Annotated in this window: 15 protein-coding genes; 6 read left to right on the forward strand and 9 right to left on the reverse strand. The window is 45.8% G+C overall.

Annotated features, from left to right (window positions below):
* Window positions 1-15 precede the first annotated feature (15 nt).
* The 3 genes from ACBR23_RS02640 (at window position 16) to ACBR23_RS02650 (ending at window position 3,254) form a co-directional block, all read left to right on the forward strand.
* Entirely contained in the window at window positions 16-399 is a 384-nt protein-coding gene (locus tag ACBR23_RS02640) for a hypothetical protein (RefSeq protein WP_371114205.1), read from the forward strand.
* Window positions 392-1,306 (forward strand): Bpu10I family restriction endonuclease, encoded by a 915-nt coding sequence (locus ACBR23_RS02645; protein ID WP_371114204.1) that lies wholly within the window; start codon window positions 392-394, stop codon window positions 1,304-1,306. The genes ACBR23_RS02640 and ACBR23_RS02645 overlap by 8 nt, the downstream gene beginning before the upstream one ends.
* A 475-nt stretch (window positions 1,307-1,781) precedes the next feature.
* Window positions 1,782-3,254 (forward strand): GUN4 domain-containing protein, encoded by a 1,473-nt coding sequence (locus tag ACBR23_RS02650; RefSeq protein WP_371114203.1) that lies wholly within the window; start codon window positions 1,782-1,784, stop codon window positions 3,252-3,254.
* A gap of 140 nt (window positions 3,255-3,394) precedes the next feature.
* On the opposite strand, the gene ACBR23_RS02655 is transcribed toward ACBR23_RS02650, so the two are convergent.
* Window positions 3,395-3,760: a four helix bundle protein gene (locus ACBR23_RS02655; RefSeq protein WP_371114201.1), complete on the reverse strand. Its 366-nt coding sequence runs from the start codon at window positions 3,758-3,760 to the stop codon at window positions 3,395-3,397.
* Window positions 3,761-3,881: 121 nt separating this feature from the next.
* Complete coding sequence (locus ACBR23_RS02660) at window positions 3,882-4,112, reverse strand: type II toxin-antitoxin system Phd/YefM family antitoxin (protein WP_371114200.1); 231 nt, start codon at window positions 4,110-4,112, stop codon at window positions 3,882-3,884.
* A 202-nt stretch (window positions 4,113-4,314) separates the two neighbouring features.
* Here ACBR23_RS02660 and ACBR23_RS02665 point away from each other — a divergent pair, with 202 nt between their 5' ends.
* Window positions 4,315-4,560, forward strand: coding sequence for a hypothetical protein (locus ACBR23_RS02665; RefSeq protein WP_371114199.1), 246 nt, complete (start codon window positions 4,315-4,317; stop codon window positions 4,558-4,560).
* 500 nt (window positions 4,561-5,060) lie between these two features.
* Here the strand turns inward: ACBR23_RS02665 and pyrF are convergent, their stop codons facing one another.
* Together pyrF and tyrS are read right to left on the reverse strand one after the other, a co-directional pair.
* Window positions 5,061-5,771 (reverse strand): orotidine-5'-phosphate decarboxylase, encoded by a 711-nt coding sequence (gene pyrF / locus ACBR23_RS02670; protein ID WP_371114198.1) that lies wholly within the window; start codon window positions 5,769-5,771, stop codon window positions 5,061-5,063.
* A gap of 42 nt (window positions 5,772-5,813) precedes the next feature.
* Window positions 5,814-7,046, reverse strand: a complete 1,233-nt coding sequence (gene tyrS, locus ACBR23_RS02675; RefSeq protein WP_371114286.1) for a tyrosine--tRNA ligase — start codon at window positions 7,044-7,046, stop codon at window positions 5,814-5,816.
* Between the two features lie 179 nt (window positions 7,047-7,225).
* Between tyrS and ACBR23_RS02680 the strand changes: the two genes are divergently transcribed.
* Window positions 7,226-9,145 carry a transglycosylase domain-containing protein gene (locus ACBR23_RS02680; RefSeq protein WP_371118660.1) on the forward strand — a complete coding sequence of 640 codons (1,920 nt, stop codon included), beginning with the start codon at window positions 7,226-7,228 and terminating at the stop codon, window positions 9,143-9,145.
* Window positions 9,146-9,330: 185 nt separating this feature from the next.
* Complete coding sequence (locus ACBR23_RS02685; protein WP_371118688.1) at window positions 9,331-9,567, forward strand: zinc ribbon domain-containing protein; 237 nt, start codon at window positions 9,331-9,333, stop codon at window positions 9,565-9,567.
* A gap of 55 nt (window positions 9,568-9,622) precedes the next feature.
* On the opposite strand, the gene ACBR23_RS02690 is transcribed toward ACBR23_RS02685, so the two are convergent.
* The 5 genes from ACBR23_RS02690 to ACBR23_RS02710 all read right to left on the reverse strand — a co-directional run bounded on the left by ACBR23_RS02690 (window position 9,623) and on the right by ACBR23_RS02710 (window position 17,792).
* Complete coding sequence (locus ACBR23_RS02690; RefSeq protein ID WP_340522752.1) at window positions 9,623-9,946, reverse strand: DUF1825 family protein; 324 nt, start codon at window positions 9,944-9,946, stop codon at window positions 9,623-9,625.
* Between the two features lie 335 nt (window positions 9,947-10,281).
* Window positions 10,282-10,899 carry a signal peptidase I gene (gene lepB, locus ACBR23_RS02695; RefSeq protein WP_371118661.1) on the reverse strand — a complete coding sequence of 206 codons (618 nt, stop codon included), beginning with the start codon at window positions 10,897-10,899 and terminating at the stop codon, window positions 10,282-10,284.
* Window positions 10,900-11,032: 133 nt separating this feature from the next.
* A complete protein-coding gene (locus ACBR23_RS02700) occupies window positions 11,033-13,510 on the reverse strand; it encodes an ATP-dependent Clp protease ATP-binding subunit (RefSeq protein WP_340522748.1) in 2,478 nt (825 codons plus the stop codon).
* Between the two features lie 523 nt (window positions 13,511-14,033).
* On the reverse strand, window positions 14,034-15,548 hold the full coding sequence (locus tag ACBR23_RS02705; protein ID WP_371114194.1) for a mechanosensitive ion channel domain-containing protein: 1,515 nt from the start codon (window positions 15,546-15,548) through the stop codon (window positions 14,034-14,036).
* A 114-nt stretch (window positions 15,549-15,662) separates the two neighbouring features.
* Window positions 15,663-17,792, reverse strand: a complete 2,130-nt coding sequence (locus ACBR23_RS02710) for an adenylate/guanylate cyclase domain-containing protein (protein WP_371118662.1) — start codon at window positions 17,790-17,792, stop codon at window positions 15,663-15,665.
* Window positions 17,793-17,817: the final 25 nt, after the last annotated feature.

Below are 17,817 nucleotides of genomic sequence, written 5' to 3' on the forward strand. Positions count from 1 at the left end.
AGAATAATATTTGTAGTGGGTCGAGAATCAAATATTAAAGGAACTCCTTTTTTTAATGGTGAGCTAGTTGCAGAAATTGCTGGTCAAGTATTTGGAATTAGTTTAGATATTCGTCAAGAAAGAACTTTTGTAAATCGTTATGGAAAAAGTATCAAAGAAGATATACTGCACTTTATAAAAGTAGAAAATTTACAGTATCATTTTACTATACATCAAGCTAGAAATATCGCTGTAGAGGCATTGGAGTCCGCTTATCCCCTAGCGGATGAACAAGTAAAATATGAAATCAAGGATGCTATCGACAAGGCTGAAAAAGTACAGGTATCACCTTATTTCGAGCGGCAGCGTTCACGTAAAATCATTGAAAAAATCAACCCAAAAGAAGAAATTTATGTTTAATTTAGCTCAGCCACATGGGGACAAACTAGCAGCATTGCTTGATAACAATAAACTACCTCCTACAGAAAAATCGCGTGTTAATCAAGCAATCGAACACTATATAAACTGGTTGGAAACCCTTAAAAATATCAGTGGTGATTTGAAAGTGGTTCCAGAGATGGTATCTCATCTAACCTCCTATAAACGATACATCGATCTCGAACTAATTTTTGACAGTGACAATGATTTTTTGTACTGTGAAAAGGGGCAATTAAAACTTGACAAATCAATCATTGAAGAATTTATACCTATCTTAGTTACAACCGTCTTTGCAGATTCATTAAAGGACAAAGAACTATCCTTTGGCCCAACACAGTGTTTTTCATCACTCCGATTTGAGTCAAGTTTAAAAGTAAGTCCAAAAGGTGGTGGAATGAGTATTCGAGCCAAGGATCAAGATTTTGCAATTAGTAGAAAAATATTTCTGAAAGCCTCTCACAAGAAAGATTTTAAGGAGAGTACCTCCCGCGAGGCAAATATTGCTTATGTTGCGGCTGAGTGTAAAACAAATCTTGATAAAACTATGTTTCAAGAGGGCAAGGCAACTGCCTTAGATGTAAAATTGAGTGTTCCAGGAGCCAAGTATTTCTTGCTATGTGAATGGCTGGATATGTCGCCGATTAGCTCATCACTCACAGCTATTGATGAGATACTAATTCTGAGAAAGGCTAAGCGGTTATCGTCTAATATCAGAAGTGCTTTTAGTACGGTACAGGGAAGAAAGAAAAATCGAGCTTCTTTTGTAAAGCATCTTGATGATAACCCTTTTGCACCGGAAGTTTTTCTGAGATTTTTAACTGAAATTGAAGGGATGATTGGCAAAGATGAACTCGACGAAGATGATGTGCTTTCAAGAGGCTATTTTTGAGGGTACAAAAACATTAACAGAACCAGCGATGCAGGCTTCTGGATATGCGTTACCAGGTGAATTCAAAGAGCAATTATAATATTTTTGTTCGTTATTTGTAGGGGCGGGTTCACGAAAAATCTCCAATTCCCACCCACAATCTCAAAAACCCGCCCCCACCCAACCCAAAAATTCATCAATCTTGGTTAACCACGGGGGTATAATTCAATTGTCAAAGCAAGGCTCATCTGCTACAATTTCCTGTATCTACACATCCATTGGTGTCAACTTAAGCCTGAAATCCCTGAGAAATCTGGTTTTTACCTGAGTCTAGATCCCCCTAAATCCCCCTTAAGAAGGGGGACTTTGAAAAGACTCCTGTCCCCCCCTTGGGAAGGGGGGCTAGGGGGGATCTAGATTTAATAGTCTTGCCAACAGTCTCTGACTGGGTTTGACCTTAAGTTGACACCTATGCTACACACCATAACACAACAATATGCAGCACTGGGCAAAGGGACAACAACTGCACGAAGGCAAATATTTAATAGAACAAATCCTCGGCGGCGGCGGTTTCGGTGTCACCTACCGCGCTCAAAATCGTAAAGCAGGTAAATTAGTTGCGATTAAAACTCTGAATGCTATCCAACAAGGAAAGCCAGATTTTGTCAAGCGCCAAGGAAAGTTTATGAATGAGGCGCTGTGTTTGGCAAAATGCCATCATCCTCATGTTGTTGAAGTTTATGAGGTGTTTCAGGAGGGTGATTTATGGTGTATGGTGATGGAGTTACTCGACGGCACTAATTTAGCTGAACATCTGGAAGATAACGGCGTTTTGTCGGAAGAGAATGCTTTGCCAATTATTCAGCAAGTGGGAAATGCTTTGAGTTTTATTCATAAGCAAGGGTTTACTCATCAGGATGTTAAACCCCAAAATATCATGCTAAGAACCCCCCCAGCCCCCCTTGCTAAGGGGGGAGAAAGAGAAAATTCCCCCTTTAATAATGGGGGCGAAAGAGAAATTTCTTCCTTTGCTAAGGGGGGGGAAAGAGAAATTTCTTCCCTTGCTAAGGGTGGCGAAATTTCTTCTTCCCCCCTTACTAAGGGGGGCCAGGGGGGTGCTGTTTTGATTGATTTTGGTTTGGCGCGACAGGCGACAATTCCGGGAAAGTTAAGGACTAATAGTAATTCTGGGACTGAGTGTTTTGCACCTCTGGAATTGTTGGAAAAACGAGCAGAATTTGGTGCTTATACGGATGTTTATTCTTTGGCGGCGACGCTGTATGTGATGCTGACGGGAAAGTTGCCGTTTCCGTCGCAAATCAGGAATGAAAATATTCCTTTAACTCCGCCGAAACAGCATAATAATAAAATTAGTGACAGGGTGAATGCGGCGATTATGAAGGGGATGGAGTTGGAACCGCAAAATCGCCCGCAGTCGGTGCAGGAATGGTTGGATTTGCTGATACCGAAACCAGTGGCTGCTGAGACAACGCGGGTGATTTCAGCCGTGGGGATGGATTATATAAATTTGCGGAATTTATTGGCGGCCAAAAAGTGGAAAGAAGCCGATGAGGAAACCGGGAGAGTGATGTTGAAAGTGGCGGGGAGGGAGGAAAAAGGATGGCTGAATTCAGAAAGTATTGATAATTTTCCCTGCGAGGACTTGCGTACTATTGACCAACTTTGGGTAAAATACAGCAATGGGCGCTTCGGCTTTAGCGTGCAGAAGCGCATCTATCAAAGTCTGGGGGGAACCAGGGAATATGATAGAAAAGTATGGGAAGCTTTTGGTGACAAGGTAGGCTGGAGAAAAAAGAACGAATGGCTGTACTACAACGACGACCTCACTTATTCAGAGAAAGCACCAGAAGCTCACCTCCCGGTTCTCCGAGGGTTCTCGGTTCGCCGTGGGTTGGGGATGGCGGGGGGGATGGCGGCGGGGATTCTTCTCTCGCGTCGAGACTTGTAGACTGTAACATCTAAGCGTTACAGATTTTTATTAAGACTTGTGAACTAGACTTTTTGAACGAAGCCATGCCTGTTCTAACTTTCCGATACCAGTTCCGATTTTGGATTTTGGATTTTGGATTTTGGATTTTGGATTTTGGATTAATTAGATTTTAGATTTTTAGAACGTAAAGTTTTGATTGATGCAACTATCATAGCGACAATTTCATTCATTTCCTGCCTCAAACTCTTAATCCTATCTTCCGGGATAATTTCAGCTTCTACAAGGAGTTCCATCCAATAAAGACATTCATCACCTTCTTCTTCTACAATACCAAGTTTAGCAATGATATCAGCAGTTGATTTAGCCCGACAAGCGGCTCGATAGTTAGCCCCTACAGAAGTTGCCGAACGCAATAACTGTTTGCCAATAACTTGCGCTGTCATCTTATTTGGAAGTGTTTCAACCAGACGGATCACCTGCAATGCTACTTTCTTTGTTCTCTGCTTAAATTCTTGCTCGTTCATAATCTTAATTTACTCAAATTCTACTCTTTTCATCTAACATATACAATATCATCTCCAAAATCCAAAATCCAAAATCCAAAATCCAAAATCCAAATGAGAGCGCAGGTATCAAGGACAATTTTCATACTTCCTGCCATTCTTCAGTTGTGGGAGTAGTTAAGTCCTCAAAATATTTGACTTTACCCCGCATATCCTTAAATAATTCTTCCGTTGAAAGAGTCTTTTCATACTGAGAAATTCTCACAACTGGCTTATTTCCATCCGTCACTAAAATTTCTTCGCCTTCTAGCTCGACAAGTTGCAAAAATTCTAGTAAGTTAGCTTTTAATTGACTTTTGTCAATAGTTTTCATGGGATAAAAGTTTGTGTTGAGTTGAAACTGATTATATTTTAAAACTTTGCTGTTTGTCAAGATGCCTTGGGGTATCATACAATTGTCAAAACAATGCTCATCTGCTACAATCTCCTATATACCCATCCTGACATAGCGATAGTTATCCGTTTCCAAGGTTGTAAGCTACAATGGTTGAGTAAGATTGTATGAGGTAAAAAACATGAATCAAAATTCTACAGTTACAATCAGCAATACATCTTATCAAGCCCTAGCAGAACTCTCTGCAAGTTCAGGAAAACCAATCGAAACTGTCCTTGAACAAGCAATCGAACAATACCGAAGACAACAGTTTTTAGCAGCAGCTAACCAAGCTTATATTACTCTACGCGATCGCCCTGAAGATTGGCAAGAAGAACTTGAAGAAAGAGAAGCTTGGGATATCACTTTAGAGGATGGTTTAGAATGACCTTGATTGCAGTTAATCAAGGTGAGACTCCAGACGCATCAATGTTAGAATCCCCATCTCGCGTCGAGACTTGTAAAGTTTAACATCACCGAAGAACACGTTTTTTAGCAGCAGCCAACCAAGCTTATATTACTCTAAGCGATCGCCCATAAGCTTGGCAAGAAGAACTGCCCCCGAAGTTTATCCGTTGCTTATTTGACTTAACAGAAGATCAGATTAACGTTGCCTTATCATACATTGAGGCAAATTGTGCAGAAGTTGAAGCAGAATATCAACTTGTTTTAAGAGAATCTAAGGAAATTCAGCATTACTAGGAAGAGCGCAATCGAGAACATTCTGCCCGCGTTGCAGCACCAACCAGCGAGGCAGAGCCTCTGGATCTGCGTTACTAGGCAGAGCCTAGTAACGAGAAAACGAGAAATACCTCTCCATTTCTTAGTCCGCGCAGGCGGACTTTGTTTGTGTAGAAGCGGTTTCAACCGCCGAATCATTGAGACTATTTATCCCAACTCTTCACAAATCCGCGCAAAAGCCGCCACCGGATCATCCGAAGCAGTAATCGGCCGCCCAATCACCAGATAATCAGCACCAGCATTAATCGCAGCCTTTGGAGTCATCGATCGCCTTTGATCGCCCCCATCAGCCCATTTAGGACGCACCCCCGGACAAACCAACAGAAAATCATCCCCGCAACTCATCCGCAACTGTTCCACTTCCTGCGGAGAACAAACAGCACCAGCTAAACCCGTTTCCTTAGCCAACAATGCCATGTGCAAAGCATATTCTGGCAACTCTAAAGGTACTTTCAACTCAAAAGCTAACTGTCGGGAATTCAAACTCGTTAACAGAGTAATTGCAATCAATTTAGGACTCGGTTTATCCACAGCCGCCGCCCCTTCCTCCAAAGCAACCAATCCTGCTTTCAGAGCATCTTTACCACAGGTAGAATGGATAGTCAATAAATCCACATTATACTTAGCAGCAGCCCGACAAGCGCCAGCCACAGTATTCGGGATGTCGTGAAATTTCAAATCCAGAAAAATCCGCTTTCCCCGCTGTTTTAAAATTTCCAAAATCCCCGGCCCGGAGCTCACAAATAGCTCTAAACCTACTTTCCAAAAAGATACATCGGGGAGTTTGTCAATCAGGGCGATCGCCTCTTCTTGACTCGCAACATCCAAAGCCACAATAATTCGATTATCAGCGTTCATCAGCGTTCATCTTCAGTATTCATCTGCGGTTAAAAAAGAGATTCAAGACACCAAACGCACAAACTTATTCTTCCCAACTTGCAAAACCTTACCGCATAATTCAGCAGGAGATTCAAAAGTGAGGTTAACATCAGAAACTTTATCGCCCTCCAACTTCACCCCACCACCCTGCATCAACTTCCGCGCATCACCGCTGCTTTTGCAAAGTCCGCTAGCACTCAGAATATAAAACAACTTAGCAGGAAACTGCACGCTTGCCAAAGAAAACTCCGGCACTGCATCAGCTTCACCCGCAGCACCTTTAACCAGCGCCATTGCATCGAGTTGTGCCCGATCGCCTGCTTCCGAACCATAATACTGGCTGACAACATTCACAGCCAAAAGCTTTTGTTTTTCGCGCGGATTTTCCGGCAACGCATCCAAAGGCAAATCTGTCAATAGTTCAAAATATTGGGCGATCGAGCGATCGGCAATTTTCTCCAACTTAGAATACATTGTCAGCGGGTCCTCAGACAAACCGACATAATTATGCAAAGACTTCGACATCTTCTGCACTCCATCAGTCCCGATCAAAATCGGCATCAGCAAACCAAACTGCGGTTTCATCCCAAAATGTCGTTGCAAATCTCGTCCCACCGCAATATTAAACTTTTGGTCAGTTCCCCCCAACTCCACATCAGCTTCTAAGGCCACGGAATCGTAACCCTGCATCAGCGGATACAGAAACTCGTGCAAAAAAATCGCATTTTCCTGTTCCATGCGATTGTCAAACCCTTCCTTAGCCAGCATCTGCTGCACCGTCATCGTGCCTAGCAGCTCCAAAATCTTCGCCAAGTCCAAACCAGACAACCACTCCGAGTTGTAGCGAATTTCTAGCCTGCCGGGGGTGTCAAAGTCTAAAATAGGACGAACCTGGTCTAAATAAGTCCGGGCATTTTCTGCTACTTGTTCGGGAGTTAACTGAGTGCGTGTCTCAGATTTCCCTGTCGGATCGCCAATTCTTGCGGTAAAATCTCCGATGACCAGTACCGCCGTGTGGCCCGCATCCTGAAAAGCTCGGAGTTTGCGCACGCAAATGCTGTGGCCTAGGTGGATGTCAGTCCCTGTGGGGTCAATTCCCAACTTTATCCGCAAAGGTCGATCGGCTTTGGTCAGCAATTCGACCAAATTTTCGTCAGGGTTGTTAGAATCGGGTCGATCGGGAAAAATCTCACTGACACCGCGGTAAATTCCAGAAAAGTTAGGAGAAATCATAGGGGAGCGATCGAAAACCATAATATTTTGCCAAAGTGCAGCGGAATTAGTTAAACTCACTGATTGACATATAAAAACACAACCATCAAGCTAGCATAATCCCAAAGCTTACCTACCAAAATTTTTGATGGCAGTTGTTCGAGCCCCCTTTTTAAATTCAAAGTCTCCAACCCCCAATCGACTCAGGAAGTGAAATCCACGTGTCAACCAACGCAGTCCGTAAAAATACGGAAAACTCAGCCCCCGTATTCGAGTTCGTTCAGTCCGTCAGTAAAGTGACCGCTGGAACTATACTCAGCATCACAATGCTTGCCAGTTCCGTAGTAGCTGGCGGACTGGTTGGCTTAGCGATCAGCTTCCGCAATTTGCCGGATGTTCGCATCTTGCAAACCTACTCTCCGACGGAAACTACCCACATTTACGACATCAACGGCCGGCCCCTCGCCAGCATCCACGACGAAGCCAATCGAGATGTCGTACCGCTAGACAAAATCTCCCCGAACCTGAAACGTGCTGCTTTAGCGATCGAAGATAGCAACTTTTTCACCCACAAAGGCATCAACCCAGGCGGGATAGCCAGAGCCTTCATGGCTAACCTCGAAAAAGGTAGAACCGTTGAAGGAGGCTCGACTATGACAATGCAATTAGTCAAGAACCTGTTTCTATCTCCCCAATCAAAACTCAGTCGCAAAGTAGCTGAAGCGGTAATGTCTATCCGCTTGGAGCAAATCCTCAATAAAGACCAGATTCTGCAACTTTACCTGAATCAAATTTACCTCGGTCACAACTTGTACGGCGTAGAAACGGCATCTCGTAGCTATTTCAACAAGTCAGCAGATAGTTTGACTTTGGCCGAAGCCGCGATGTTAGCCGGGTTAATTTCTGCCCCCGAAGAATACAGTCCTTTCGTCAATTACAAGTTGTCAAAAGAGCGACAGGAAATCGTTTTAACCCGGATGAAGGAGTTGAAATGGATTACCCCGACGGAAGAAGCAGCAGCTCGCACACAAAAGATTAAGCTTGGTAAAATTACCTCTTTTGGTGGCTCTCAAGTTCCTTACGTGACACAAGCCGTAATCCAAGAGTTGACTAGGCGTTTTGGCCGAGATGCTGTAGTTAAGGGAGGAATGCGCGTTCAAACTACCATCGACCTCAAAATGCAGCGCACGGCTGAAGAAACAGTCAAAGCATGGCACGATCGGCTATATTCTCAAGGCATTTTTTACGATCGCGACCAAGGTCAAATTGCCCTAGCAGCCGTCGATCCCCGCACCCACTTCGTCAAAGCAATGGTTGGGGGTGTCGATTACGAAAAAAGTCAATTCAACCGTGCCATTCAAGCCCGGAGACAGCCAGGGTCTTCTTTTAAACCTTTTGTCTACTACGCTGCTTTTGCTAGTGGTAAATACAGTCCTGATTCTATAGTCTACGACTCTCCTGTCGGCTATCGCGACGGCGACGGCTACTACTACCCTCAAAACTATGGTGGTGGCTTCTCCGGTGCCGTCAGCATTCGCAGAGCCTTGGAAGTATCACTAAATATTCCCGCTGTCAAGCTTGGACAAGAAGTTGGATTAAACAAAGTGATTGAAATTTGCCGGGTACTGGGCATCAGAAGTCCGATGGAACCGGTGGTTTCCTTACCCTTGGGTGCGGTTGACCTCACTCCTTTGGAGATGGCTGGAGCTTTTGCTACCTTTGCCAACAATGGCTGGCATTCTGACACCACGTTTATCGTGCAAGTCACTGACAGCAGTGGCAATGTCTTGCTCGACAACACGCCCAAACCCAAATTGGTACTCAATTCCTGGGCTGCGGCTTCTGTCAACAGCGCCCTGCAAGGCGTAGTTAACAATGGTACTGCCAAGGCTGCCCAACTTGGGCGGCCGGCTGCTGGAAAAACCGGTACTACTTCCTCAGAACGGGATATCTGGTTTGTCGGTTACGTCCCCCAGTTGTCCGTGGCTGTTTGGGTTGGCAACGACGATTACACACCAATGAGCTACGGTGCTACTGGCGGTACCATTGTCGCCCCGATTTGGCGAGATTTTATGAGCCAAGCTTTGCAGGGAGTTCCAGAAGAAGATTTCAAACCTGCTTCTGCTTTTGAACACCCTTAATTCTTGGGAATTGGGCCTTGGGCATCGGGTATTGGGCATTGGGTATTGGGCATTGGGCTACGAGTAGGGAATTACGAATTACGAATTCCTAATTCCTAATTACGAGTAGGGAATTACGAATTCCTAATTCCTAATTACGAGTGAATAATTCGTAATTCTTCACATCGATCCTCTTCCTTAACGTTCTGAAATATGTCGCATGGAAACTAGGTAAAAGAGTTTTATTTGTTGACCCCAAAGGAACTTCCCAGCACTGTTGGAACTGCCTCAACAAAGTCCCGAAAGAATTATCCCAACGGTGGCATTCTTGTCTATGTGGAGAATCTTTGGATCGAGATGAAAATTCAGCCAAACTCATAAGAAAAATTGGTCTGAGTTACAAAAGTGGCGGGGGAACTCCGTCACTCAAAAAAGCCTTTTAAAAAAAGGAAAAAGAAGCCTGCGGTCTAACTGTACTCAGTTGACCGTCAGGTTCGTTCACGATTGCTTTTCCAGTTCAGATTTCATGCGCTCCAGGGTTGAGTTCATTTGCTCAAACATCTGCTGGGGCGTAATCCCAAATTGATTGAGTTGGGTTTTTAACTGTTCAACGGTCATCTGAGCCATGAAGTCCTCAGATAGCTCGAAACGCTTCATAAAAATACGATAACGGTCCATCATTGCTTCCATCTGAGCGATGAACATTTTCTTGCCTTCGCGATCGAACTTACCATAACTGCTGCCTAGTTTGACGAGGGATTGATAGTCGTCAAATAACAGTTTGGCTTCTTGCTGAACAATTTCTGAATCAAAAAATCCCATAGCTTTACCTAATTTTTTAATATCGAACAAATTTTGATTTAGGCAGTAAGTCCTCCTGCTTATTCAACTATGTTATCAGTTGGCGGAGGCTGCCCCTACCCTTCAAAGCGTAAAGATTAGTAGCAATGTCCGTACAGGATAAGGCATGGACATCGGGAATGGGGCATTGGGAATGGGACATCGGGCATCAGGCATCGGACACTGAGCGTAGTCGAAGTGTGTCCTTCTTCCTTCTTCCTGAATTTCCCCCCTTGGGGGGGGCAGGGGGGGGTTGTTCTTCCTTCTTCCCTCTTCCTTCTTCCTTCTTCCTTCTTCCTTCTTCCTTCTTCCTTCTCTCAAACCTTCCCGATGCGTTCTAGCGGCCAAAACCTGACCACAGCGCGGCCGATGATGTTTTGCTTCGGTAAAAATCCCCAGCGGCTGGAGTCGTTGCTGTTGTTGCGGTTGTCTCCCATGACAAAGTATTGATTTTCGGGAACTCGATAAGGCCCCCACTGGTATTTAGGAGGTTCGGCAATATATTTTTCAACCAGGGCTTTGTCGTTGAGGAAAACTAGACCTTTTTTAACGGTGATAGTTTGACCCGGTAAGCCAATGATCCGCTTGATAAATGCTTGGTCTTCGGTAAATCCTTGTTCTTGCAACTGCTCCGGTGGGGAAAATACTACGATGTCGCCAGTTTTGGGAGGTTCCAGATAGTAGGATATTTTTTCGACTACGACCCGATCGCCTATATGCAAAGTTGGTAACATAGAGTCTGAGGGTATGAACCGGGGTTCGGCGATAAATGCTCGAATCAAGATTGCTAAACCCAAAGCTATCATCACTATCTGAATATTTTCTCGTTGGGAATTCCAGGCTTTTTGCCACCAGGAGCTTGTGCTGACCGCAGTGGAAGTATCAGGCTTATTTTCTATTGTTTTTGTATTCAACTTATTGTTTTCAGATGTCATCTTATCTTCCTCTAATATCTTATTCACTCAATCTAAAAAAGGCAGAGAATTAAGATTCTCCACCTTTTTTAGATACTGATTTGGAGTTATTTACGATCGCCAAATTACTTCAAAACTGTACTTGCGATCGCACTTACTCAGCACCTTGGGGCAGCAATTCCCGCTTCTGGCCTTGCAACACCTTGACAATTCCATCCTCACCCACATCCACAACAGCGATGTCGCCGTCTTTGATGCGGCCAGAAAGGATTTCCTCAGCCAAGCTGTCTTCCAACAAGCGCATGATCGCGCGGCGTAGAGGCCTTGCTCCGTAACTGGGATTGTAGCCTTCTTCCACCAAGCGTTCCTTGAACTTTTCGGTAACTTCCAGAGTGATACCCTGTTCTGTTAAACGGCCGAAAACTTCTTTCAGCATGATGACCGCGATTTCCTTGACTTCCTCTCGGTTCAACTGACGGAAGACGATAATTTCGTCTAGTCGGTTGAGGAATTCTGGGCGGAAATAGTTTTTCAGTTCTTCATTAACCAAAGAACGAATGCGGTTGTAAGTAGCATCGGCTTGGTTATCGCTGAACTCGAAACCGAGGCCACCGCCACCTTTTTCGATGACTTTAGAACCGATGTTAGAGGTCATAATCAGCAGCGTATTTTTGAAGTCTACGGTGCGACCTTTAGCATCAGTTAAGCGGCCGTCTTCCAATATTTGCAAGAGCATATTGAAGACATCGGGGTGAGCTTTTTCGATTTCGTCGAACAACACGACTGTGTAAGGACGACGACGGACTGCTTCTGTGAGTTGTCCGCCTTCGTTGTAGCCGACATAACCTGGAGGGGAACCGATGAGTTTGGAGACGGTGTGACGTTCCATGTACTCGGACATATCCAACCGAATCATTGCGTCTTCGGAACCGAAGAAGTAGCCGGCTAGAGCTTTGGTGAGTTCGGTTTTACCAACGCCTGTGGGCCCGGAGAAGATGAAACTGGCGATCGGGCGATTGGGGTTTTTCAAGCCAACACGGGCGCGACGAATGGCCTTAGAAACCGCTTTGACAGCTTCTTCTTGACCAATCAAACGCTGGTGCAGGGTATCTTCCATGTGTAGCAGCTTTTCCGACTCGGATTCGGTCAGTTTGTTGACCGGAACTCCTGTCCAGCTTGCTACGATTTGGGCGATGTCTTCTTCGGTAACTACTGGCGATGGGTCGGTGTCGCCGCGGGCCGCCGAGTCGGTTTTTTTGGCTTGGGAAATAGCCCGGATTTCGGCTTTGATAGTCATTTCGCGATCGCGCAATTCCCCTGCTTTGTCAAAGTCTTGAGAACGCACTGCTTCGTCTTTATCCTTCAGGACTTGGCGGAGTTCTTTGTCAAGTTCTTTCGCTGCGGGGGGAAGTTGGGAGTTGATCAGGCGGACTCTGGAACCTGCTTCGTCTACGAGGTCAATGGCTTTGTCTGGTAGGAAGCGATCGGAGATATATCGGTGCGAGAGTTTGGCTGCGGCTTCCAGGGCCGTGTCCAAAATTTTCAGCTTGTGGTGCTGTTCGTAGCGTTCCCGCAGACCAAAGAGAATCTCGATCGTCTCATCTACGGTAGGTTCGCCGACCATGACTGGCTGGAAGCGCCGTTCTAGGGCTGCGTCGCGCTCGATGTGCTTGCGGTACTCATCTAGGGTGGTAGCGCCGATACACTGGAGTTCGCCTCTAGCCAAAGCTGGCTTGAGGATGTTGGCTGCGTCGATCGCCCCTTCCGCCGCACCAGCACCGATCAAAGTGTGCACTTCGTCAATGACTAAAATCACGTTACCCGCCGTGCGGATTTCGTCCATGATTTTTTTGAGGCGTTCTTCAAATTCCCCCCGGTATTTGGTACCGGCGACGAGCAAGCCGATGTCCAGGGTGACGACGCGCTTTTCTTCTAGGATGTCTGGGATGTCGTTGTTAGCGATGCGTTGGGCCAGACCTTCGGCGATCGCGGTTTTGCCAACTCCAGGTTCACCGATGAGTACCGGGTTATTTTTGGTACGGCGACCGAGGATTTGAATTACCCGTTCAATTTCTTTTTGGCGTCCGACTACGGGGTCAAGCTTCCCATCCACAGCCATTTGAGTCAGGTTAGAGCCGAACTCATCGAGGGTTGGGGTTTTGGTGCGAGCACCGCCGCCAGTGGCTGCGACTTCTGCGGTTTCTCCCAGCATCCGAATCACTTGGGTGCGGACTTTAGATAAGTCTACTCCCAGGTTTTCTAAGACTCTGGCGGCGACTCCTTCACCTTCGCGGATCAGACCCAGCAGCAGGTGTTCGGTACCTATGTAATTGTGTCCGAGTTGGCGAGCTTCTTCGAGGGACAGTTCTAGAACCCGCTTGGCGCGAGGGGTGAACGGAATTTCGACTGCTACGAAGCCCGAACCGCGCCCGATGATTTTTTCGACCTCAATCCGAGCATCTTTGAGGTTGACCCCCATTGATTTGAGGACTTTGGCTGCAACTCCGGTTCCTTCTCCGATCAGACCCAGGAGGATCTGTTCTGTCCCTACGAAGTTGTGACCCAGGCGACGAGCTTCTTCCTGGGCCAGCATGATTACTTTTATTGCTTTTTCTGTGAAGCGTTCAAACATGATTTATTCCCATCACCTGCTATGTGCCCGTTTCGAGGTCACGCTCGCTTGAGCGGGCGTTTTTAGTCGAGTGTTAACTCGTACTGCTTATTCTAGCGTGACATTCCCGACTGCTCTGCCGCACGGTCAAAGCGGTTGCAGATTCTAGGTTGCTGTTGCAGGGTGGCTTTCAACTGGGAAGACCCAAATGGTGGCTGACCTACAACCTCCCCCTAGACTGCAAGAAGATTTATGTATTGAGGATTCTAGCACAATCTTTTGGGCTGTCATGCAGGTAAAAAAGTGGTAGTTACCGAAGTGTAGGGCAGTTTTTTTACAAAAGTTATTGGTTAGATCTGCGATCGATATACGAACTTAAAAAAAATTAGGACGATCGCATGAGGCCCAGAAACCGGGTTTTTTCACGAAAATACTTAGCTGTAGCGCACAAATTTAGTGAAAAACCCGGTTTCTTTAGTCGGAATGTGTGCAGGACTGAAAGTTGGTAGTGTTGATTTGGTTAAGTGTTGTTGGTTGAAAACTGTTAGCTGAGGTGCGATCGCACCTCATCGACCACATCCTGATTTTGGTTGAGAAGTTTCTCCTTATGGCTAGTCCGTTGCGCTACATCAATCGCGTGTCTTCGCATCTCTATCACCTGAGCAATTTCACGGGATAACCTCGGTTGACGTTCCATCATCTCATTAACTTTATCTGAGTCGATCGCCATCACCTCCAGATCAATTAGGGCCCTAACCGATACCGGGCTGGGTTCCCGACTGAATAGTGCCATTACTCCAAAGAAGTCCCCCCGTGAAAGCGTTACCACCTCCAGTTCTGCGCTGCCATCGTTCCCAACAGTCATTACCGCCTCACCGGAAATAATAATGTACATAGAAAAAACGAGAGTACCTTGTTCGATCGCAGTTTCTCCAGTGCCAAAATGCTGTAATCTTGTTCCCTTGGTCAATTCATCTAAACTACTTTGATCCCTAGTAACAGGGATCAAAGCTGGAATCGAAGACAATCCTTGACTCAGCTTGCTGGTGGTAATATCTGTCTGGCTAGCGTTCGACTCCACTGCACATTCGTATTTGTAGTGATAGAGTGTGAGATTGTTCCTCCGTGCAGCATACCAAATCCTTGTCATAAATTCGTTTTGCGCTGACTCAAGCTGTAGAAAATCTTTGACGAAGAATGCCACTTTATAAGTAATTACAAAATCATCGTAAGATATCGTTTGACAATCCGGTTTCGGGTCTGCCAAAATTCCCGGAACAGATAAAGCAGTATTGAATAGAACTTGCCTCACAACATTAGGAGGATTGTCGTAGGAGAAACCAATTTTAATATTTCCATAATGAATACTATCCGGTGCGGTGTAATTACAAATCACTTCTTTTCCCAACAACTGATGCGGCACGATATATACTTGACGATCTGCCGTCAGCAAACGAACAGCCCGCCAGTTCATGTCAATCACCTGACCTTCAAATTCCCCAATTTTCAGCCAATCCCCCATCCCAAAAGGGCGCTCAAATAACAGCATAATTCCGGTCAAGACACTGCCCAAGGGGTCTTGCAGTGCTAACCCAATGACGATGGAGGTAACGCCCAATGCCGTAGCTAGTCCAGCCAAGTCAGCTCCCCAAACTTGCGAAAGGACGATCGCTCCCCCTACCAGAATAGAAATCACCCGGCAAAGGTCAACCAGTAGTTTGGGCATCCGTCCCCGCCAAGATTCCTCTTCTGCCTGCTCGAACAACAGTGCGTTAATTAGGGAGAGTAGAGCATTGATGACACATATCCAAAACAGTGTTTCGAGAACCTTAACCAGATTCCCTTGCGGCTCGAACTTGAAGACATCTCGAACAAAAACCATGACCGCAAATGATGGTAATACGAGGTTTTTTACTGTCTGCAAAGTAGATGCTATAGGATTTTTTTGCCGCTTTAATCGCTGAATAATTTCTCCCAATATCATCACTAGCAGTGGAAACCCAACGCCTAAAACCAATGCCCACCTTAACCAAGGTTCTTGCCAGTTCAAGTTACCCATTTGAAAACATCTCCAACTACACACTGTTTACTAGACTCCTGGAGTCAAGCTATTGTTTAGAAAATCCTGTCAGGTTTTGAGCAACCTGAGAATTATTTAATGATTCCGATGCTCCTATTCCTGATGGCGGTTGTATTGGAGTTGCCAAGCAGAAAAGGATTTCTTGTCTCTTTCCTCCAGGATCTCCACCCTCTCGAACTCGTAGAGGTCTGACAAGCGATCGCGAACATATTCCGAAACCAAAATACTACCGGGCGGAGAAGCCGACTTCAGGCGATGAGCAATATTGACAGTTTCCCCCCAAACGTCATATATGTAGCGACTTTTGCCCACAATACCTGAAATCAAATCCCCGGTATTGATCCCAATTCGCAGATCCAGATTCAAGTTGCGTTCGTAGTTAAAGCGACGCACGTGGGCCAGCATTTCTAAGGCACAGTCGATCGCCCGCTTGTCGTTATCCAGACGAGAAACCGAGAGGCCGCAGACTGCCATATATCCATCACCAATGGTTTTAATTTTCTCCAAACCATGTTTATCTGCCAAGTCATCGAAGGCATCAACCAACTCATCCAGTAGAAAAACCACATCTTTCGCGCTCAAGGCTCCAAAGAGGTTGCTAAAGCGGTGCAAATCCGTAAACAAGATGCTGACATTGGAAACAGGGTCAGCGATGACACCCTCTCCCTGTTTGATGCGTGTGGCAATCTTAGGTGGCAGCAGCAGGTCAATCAGACCTTGGTTCTCAGTGTTTTGTTGTTCAACTTGTCGGATGTGGCTTCGCAGTCCGTACAGCTTGTCGTTGAAAGACCTCGCCAAATCGGCAAATTCATCTCGCGTTCCCGATTCCACCATCATCTTCCCGTTACCAGACTCCACATTTTGCGTGGTGGTGATTAAGCGATCGATCGGCTTGACAAACAGCCTCGCTAACCACATCGCCACTAAGGTGACAAGAACTACGATCAGAGCCGCGGAAATGACTACCTCCCGTTGAAATGTGCTAATGGGAGCAAAGGCTTCACTAATATCTATTTCAGCACCGATCGCCCATCGCAAGCCATCAATTTCTAAAGGCTCATAGGCACCCAAGACTTCACTGCCCCGATAATCCTTGTTGCGAATCAGTACGGATTTGCCAAATAATGCCTGTTTCACGCCGTCAACATCCACAGGTAACAGCAGAATGGTCGTATCAAGTTCGCGGATTTTTTTGACTGTCGATTCAGGCAGCCCGCTCTCCCTGAGTGATTCTGTAAACTTTTGTCCGTCTTCAATCAAGAATCGCGATTTCGATCGCATCAGTCCATCTTGTGCCACCAGATAAGTTTCCCCAGTATTGCCCAATCCGTTCTCCTTCCATTTACCGTGACCGTTGACAATGTCGCTGAGCCGCTCCGCAGGAAGCTGAAACGCCAAGACACCAATCATCTCCGCTCCATCAAAAATGGCAGAAGCGACAAAAGCCGATGGCTGATTGTAAGAATAAATGTAAGGTTGGAAGTCAACAATTTTTACATAAGCCGTGCTATTGGAGCGACGAGCATCTTTAAAGGCCTGGACAAGGTTGCTATCAGCAACAGGTCCTTCAAGTAGATTAGTACCGATGTCACCCTCATTAGAAAGCAGGTAAACCACATTCCCCTGCAAATCAATTAGGTACATATCGTAGTAACCGAAACGTTCCGCAATTTTGGTAAATTTCGGCTTGAACCGAAGGTTGGTGCGGCTATAATTACTGCCGTCTTTCGGGTCATCTAGCTTGTACTTCTCACCCATCGGATAGGGATTATTGGCTAGGTAGTGATATTGGAGATAACGGGCTGCTGAGGTTTTAGGCCTGAAGGTTTCAGCGATGGGCGCAGCATCTATCGTCTTCTTAAGTCGTGGCACAAACTCATTGCGGTAGAATCCATCGATTTTGTCATCATAGGTCTTGGGTATGTTGACCGCATTTAGTTCCTCAAAAGCCTGCTTGTACCCTTTCATGGCACTGATGACCATTTCAGCATCGCTAAGGGTTTGGGTGTGGTTAATGATAAATTCAAAATATCGCTGGACTTGATCGGTTCTGATTCCCCGCAGACTGGTTAACTGGTTAAATACTCGCTGCTCCAGGAGCTGTTGCCCCGCTCTGGAGCAAATAAAGGTACTGGCAAACATCGAGCCAAGACTGACTACTAGCAGCATGGCTATTAGCTTGGTACGGACACTGAATCGATTGAGTTGACCGAGATATCGCATAATCCTGTTCGTGAGCTGGATCTAG

Origin of the sequence: Microcoleus sp. (genome assembly GCF_041354475.1) — a bacterium.
Lineage (GTDB): Bacteria > Cyanobacteriota > Cyanobacteriia > Cyanobacteriales > Microcoleaceae > Microcoleus.

Coding starts and splice junctions, on each gene's coding strand:
- ACBR23_RS02660 (WP_371114200.1), bottom strand. CDS start 4,112: ATGAAAACTATTGACAAAAGTCAATTAAAAGCTAACTTACTAGAATTT.
- ACBR23_RS02705 (WP_371114194.1), bottom strand. CDS start 15,548: ATGGGTAACTTGAACTGGCAAGAACCTTGGTTAAGGTGGGCATTGGTT.
- ACBR23_RS02650 (WP_371114203.1), top strand. CDS start 1,782: ATGCAGCACTGGGCAAAGGGACAACAACTGCACGAAGGCAAATATTTA.
- ACBR23_RS02655 (WP_371114201.1), bottom strand. CDS start 3,760: ATGAACGAGCAAGAATTTAAGCAGAGAACAAAGAAAGTAGCATTGCAG.
- tyrS (WP_371114286.1), bottom strand. CDS start 7,046: ATGGTTTTCGATCGCTCCCCTATGATTTCTCCTAACTTTTCTGGAATT.
- pyrF (WP_371114198.1), bottom strand. CDS start 5,771: ATGAACGCTGATAATCGAATTATTGTGGCTTTGGATGTTGCGAGTCAA.
- lepB (WP_371118661.1), bottom strand. CDS start 10,899: ATGACATCTGAAAACAATAAGTTGAATACAAAAACAATAGAAAATAAG.
- ACBR23_RS02700 (WP_340522748.1), bottom strand. CDS start 13,510: ATGTTTGAACGCTTCACAGAAAAAGCAATAAAAGTAATCATGCTGGCC.
- ACBR23_RS02665 (WP_371114199.1), top strand. CDS start 4,315: ATGAATCAAAATTCTACAGTTACAATCAGCAATACATCTTATCAAGCC.
- ACBR23_RS02645 (WP_371114204.1), top strand. CDS start 392: ATGTTTAATTTAGCTCAGCCACATGGGGACAAACTAGCAGCATTGCTT.
- ACBR23_RS02690 (WP_340522752.1), bottom strand. CDS start 9,946: ATGGGATTTTTTGATTCAGAAATTGTTCAGCAAGAAGCCAAACTGTTA.
- ACBR23_RS02710 (WP_371118662.1), bottom strand. CDS start 17,792: ATGCGATATCTCGGTCAACTCAATCGATTCAGTGTCCGTACCAAGCTA.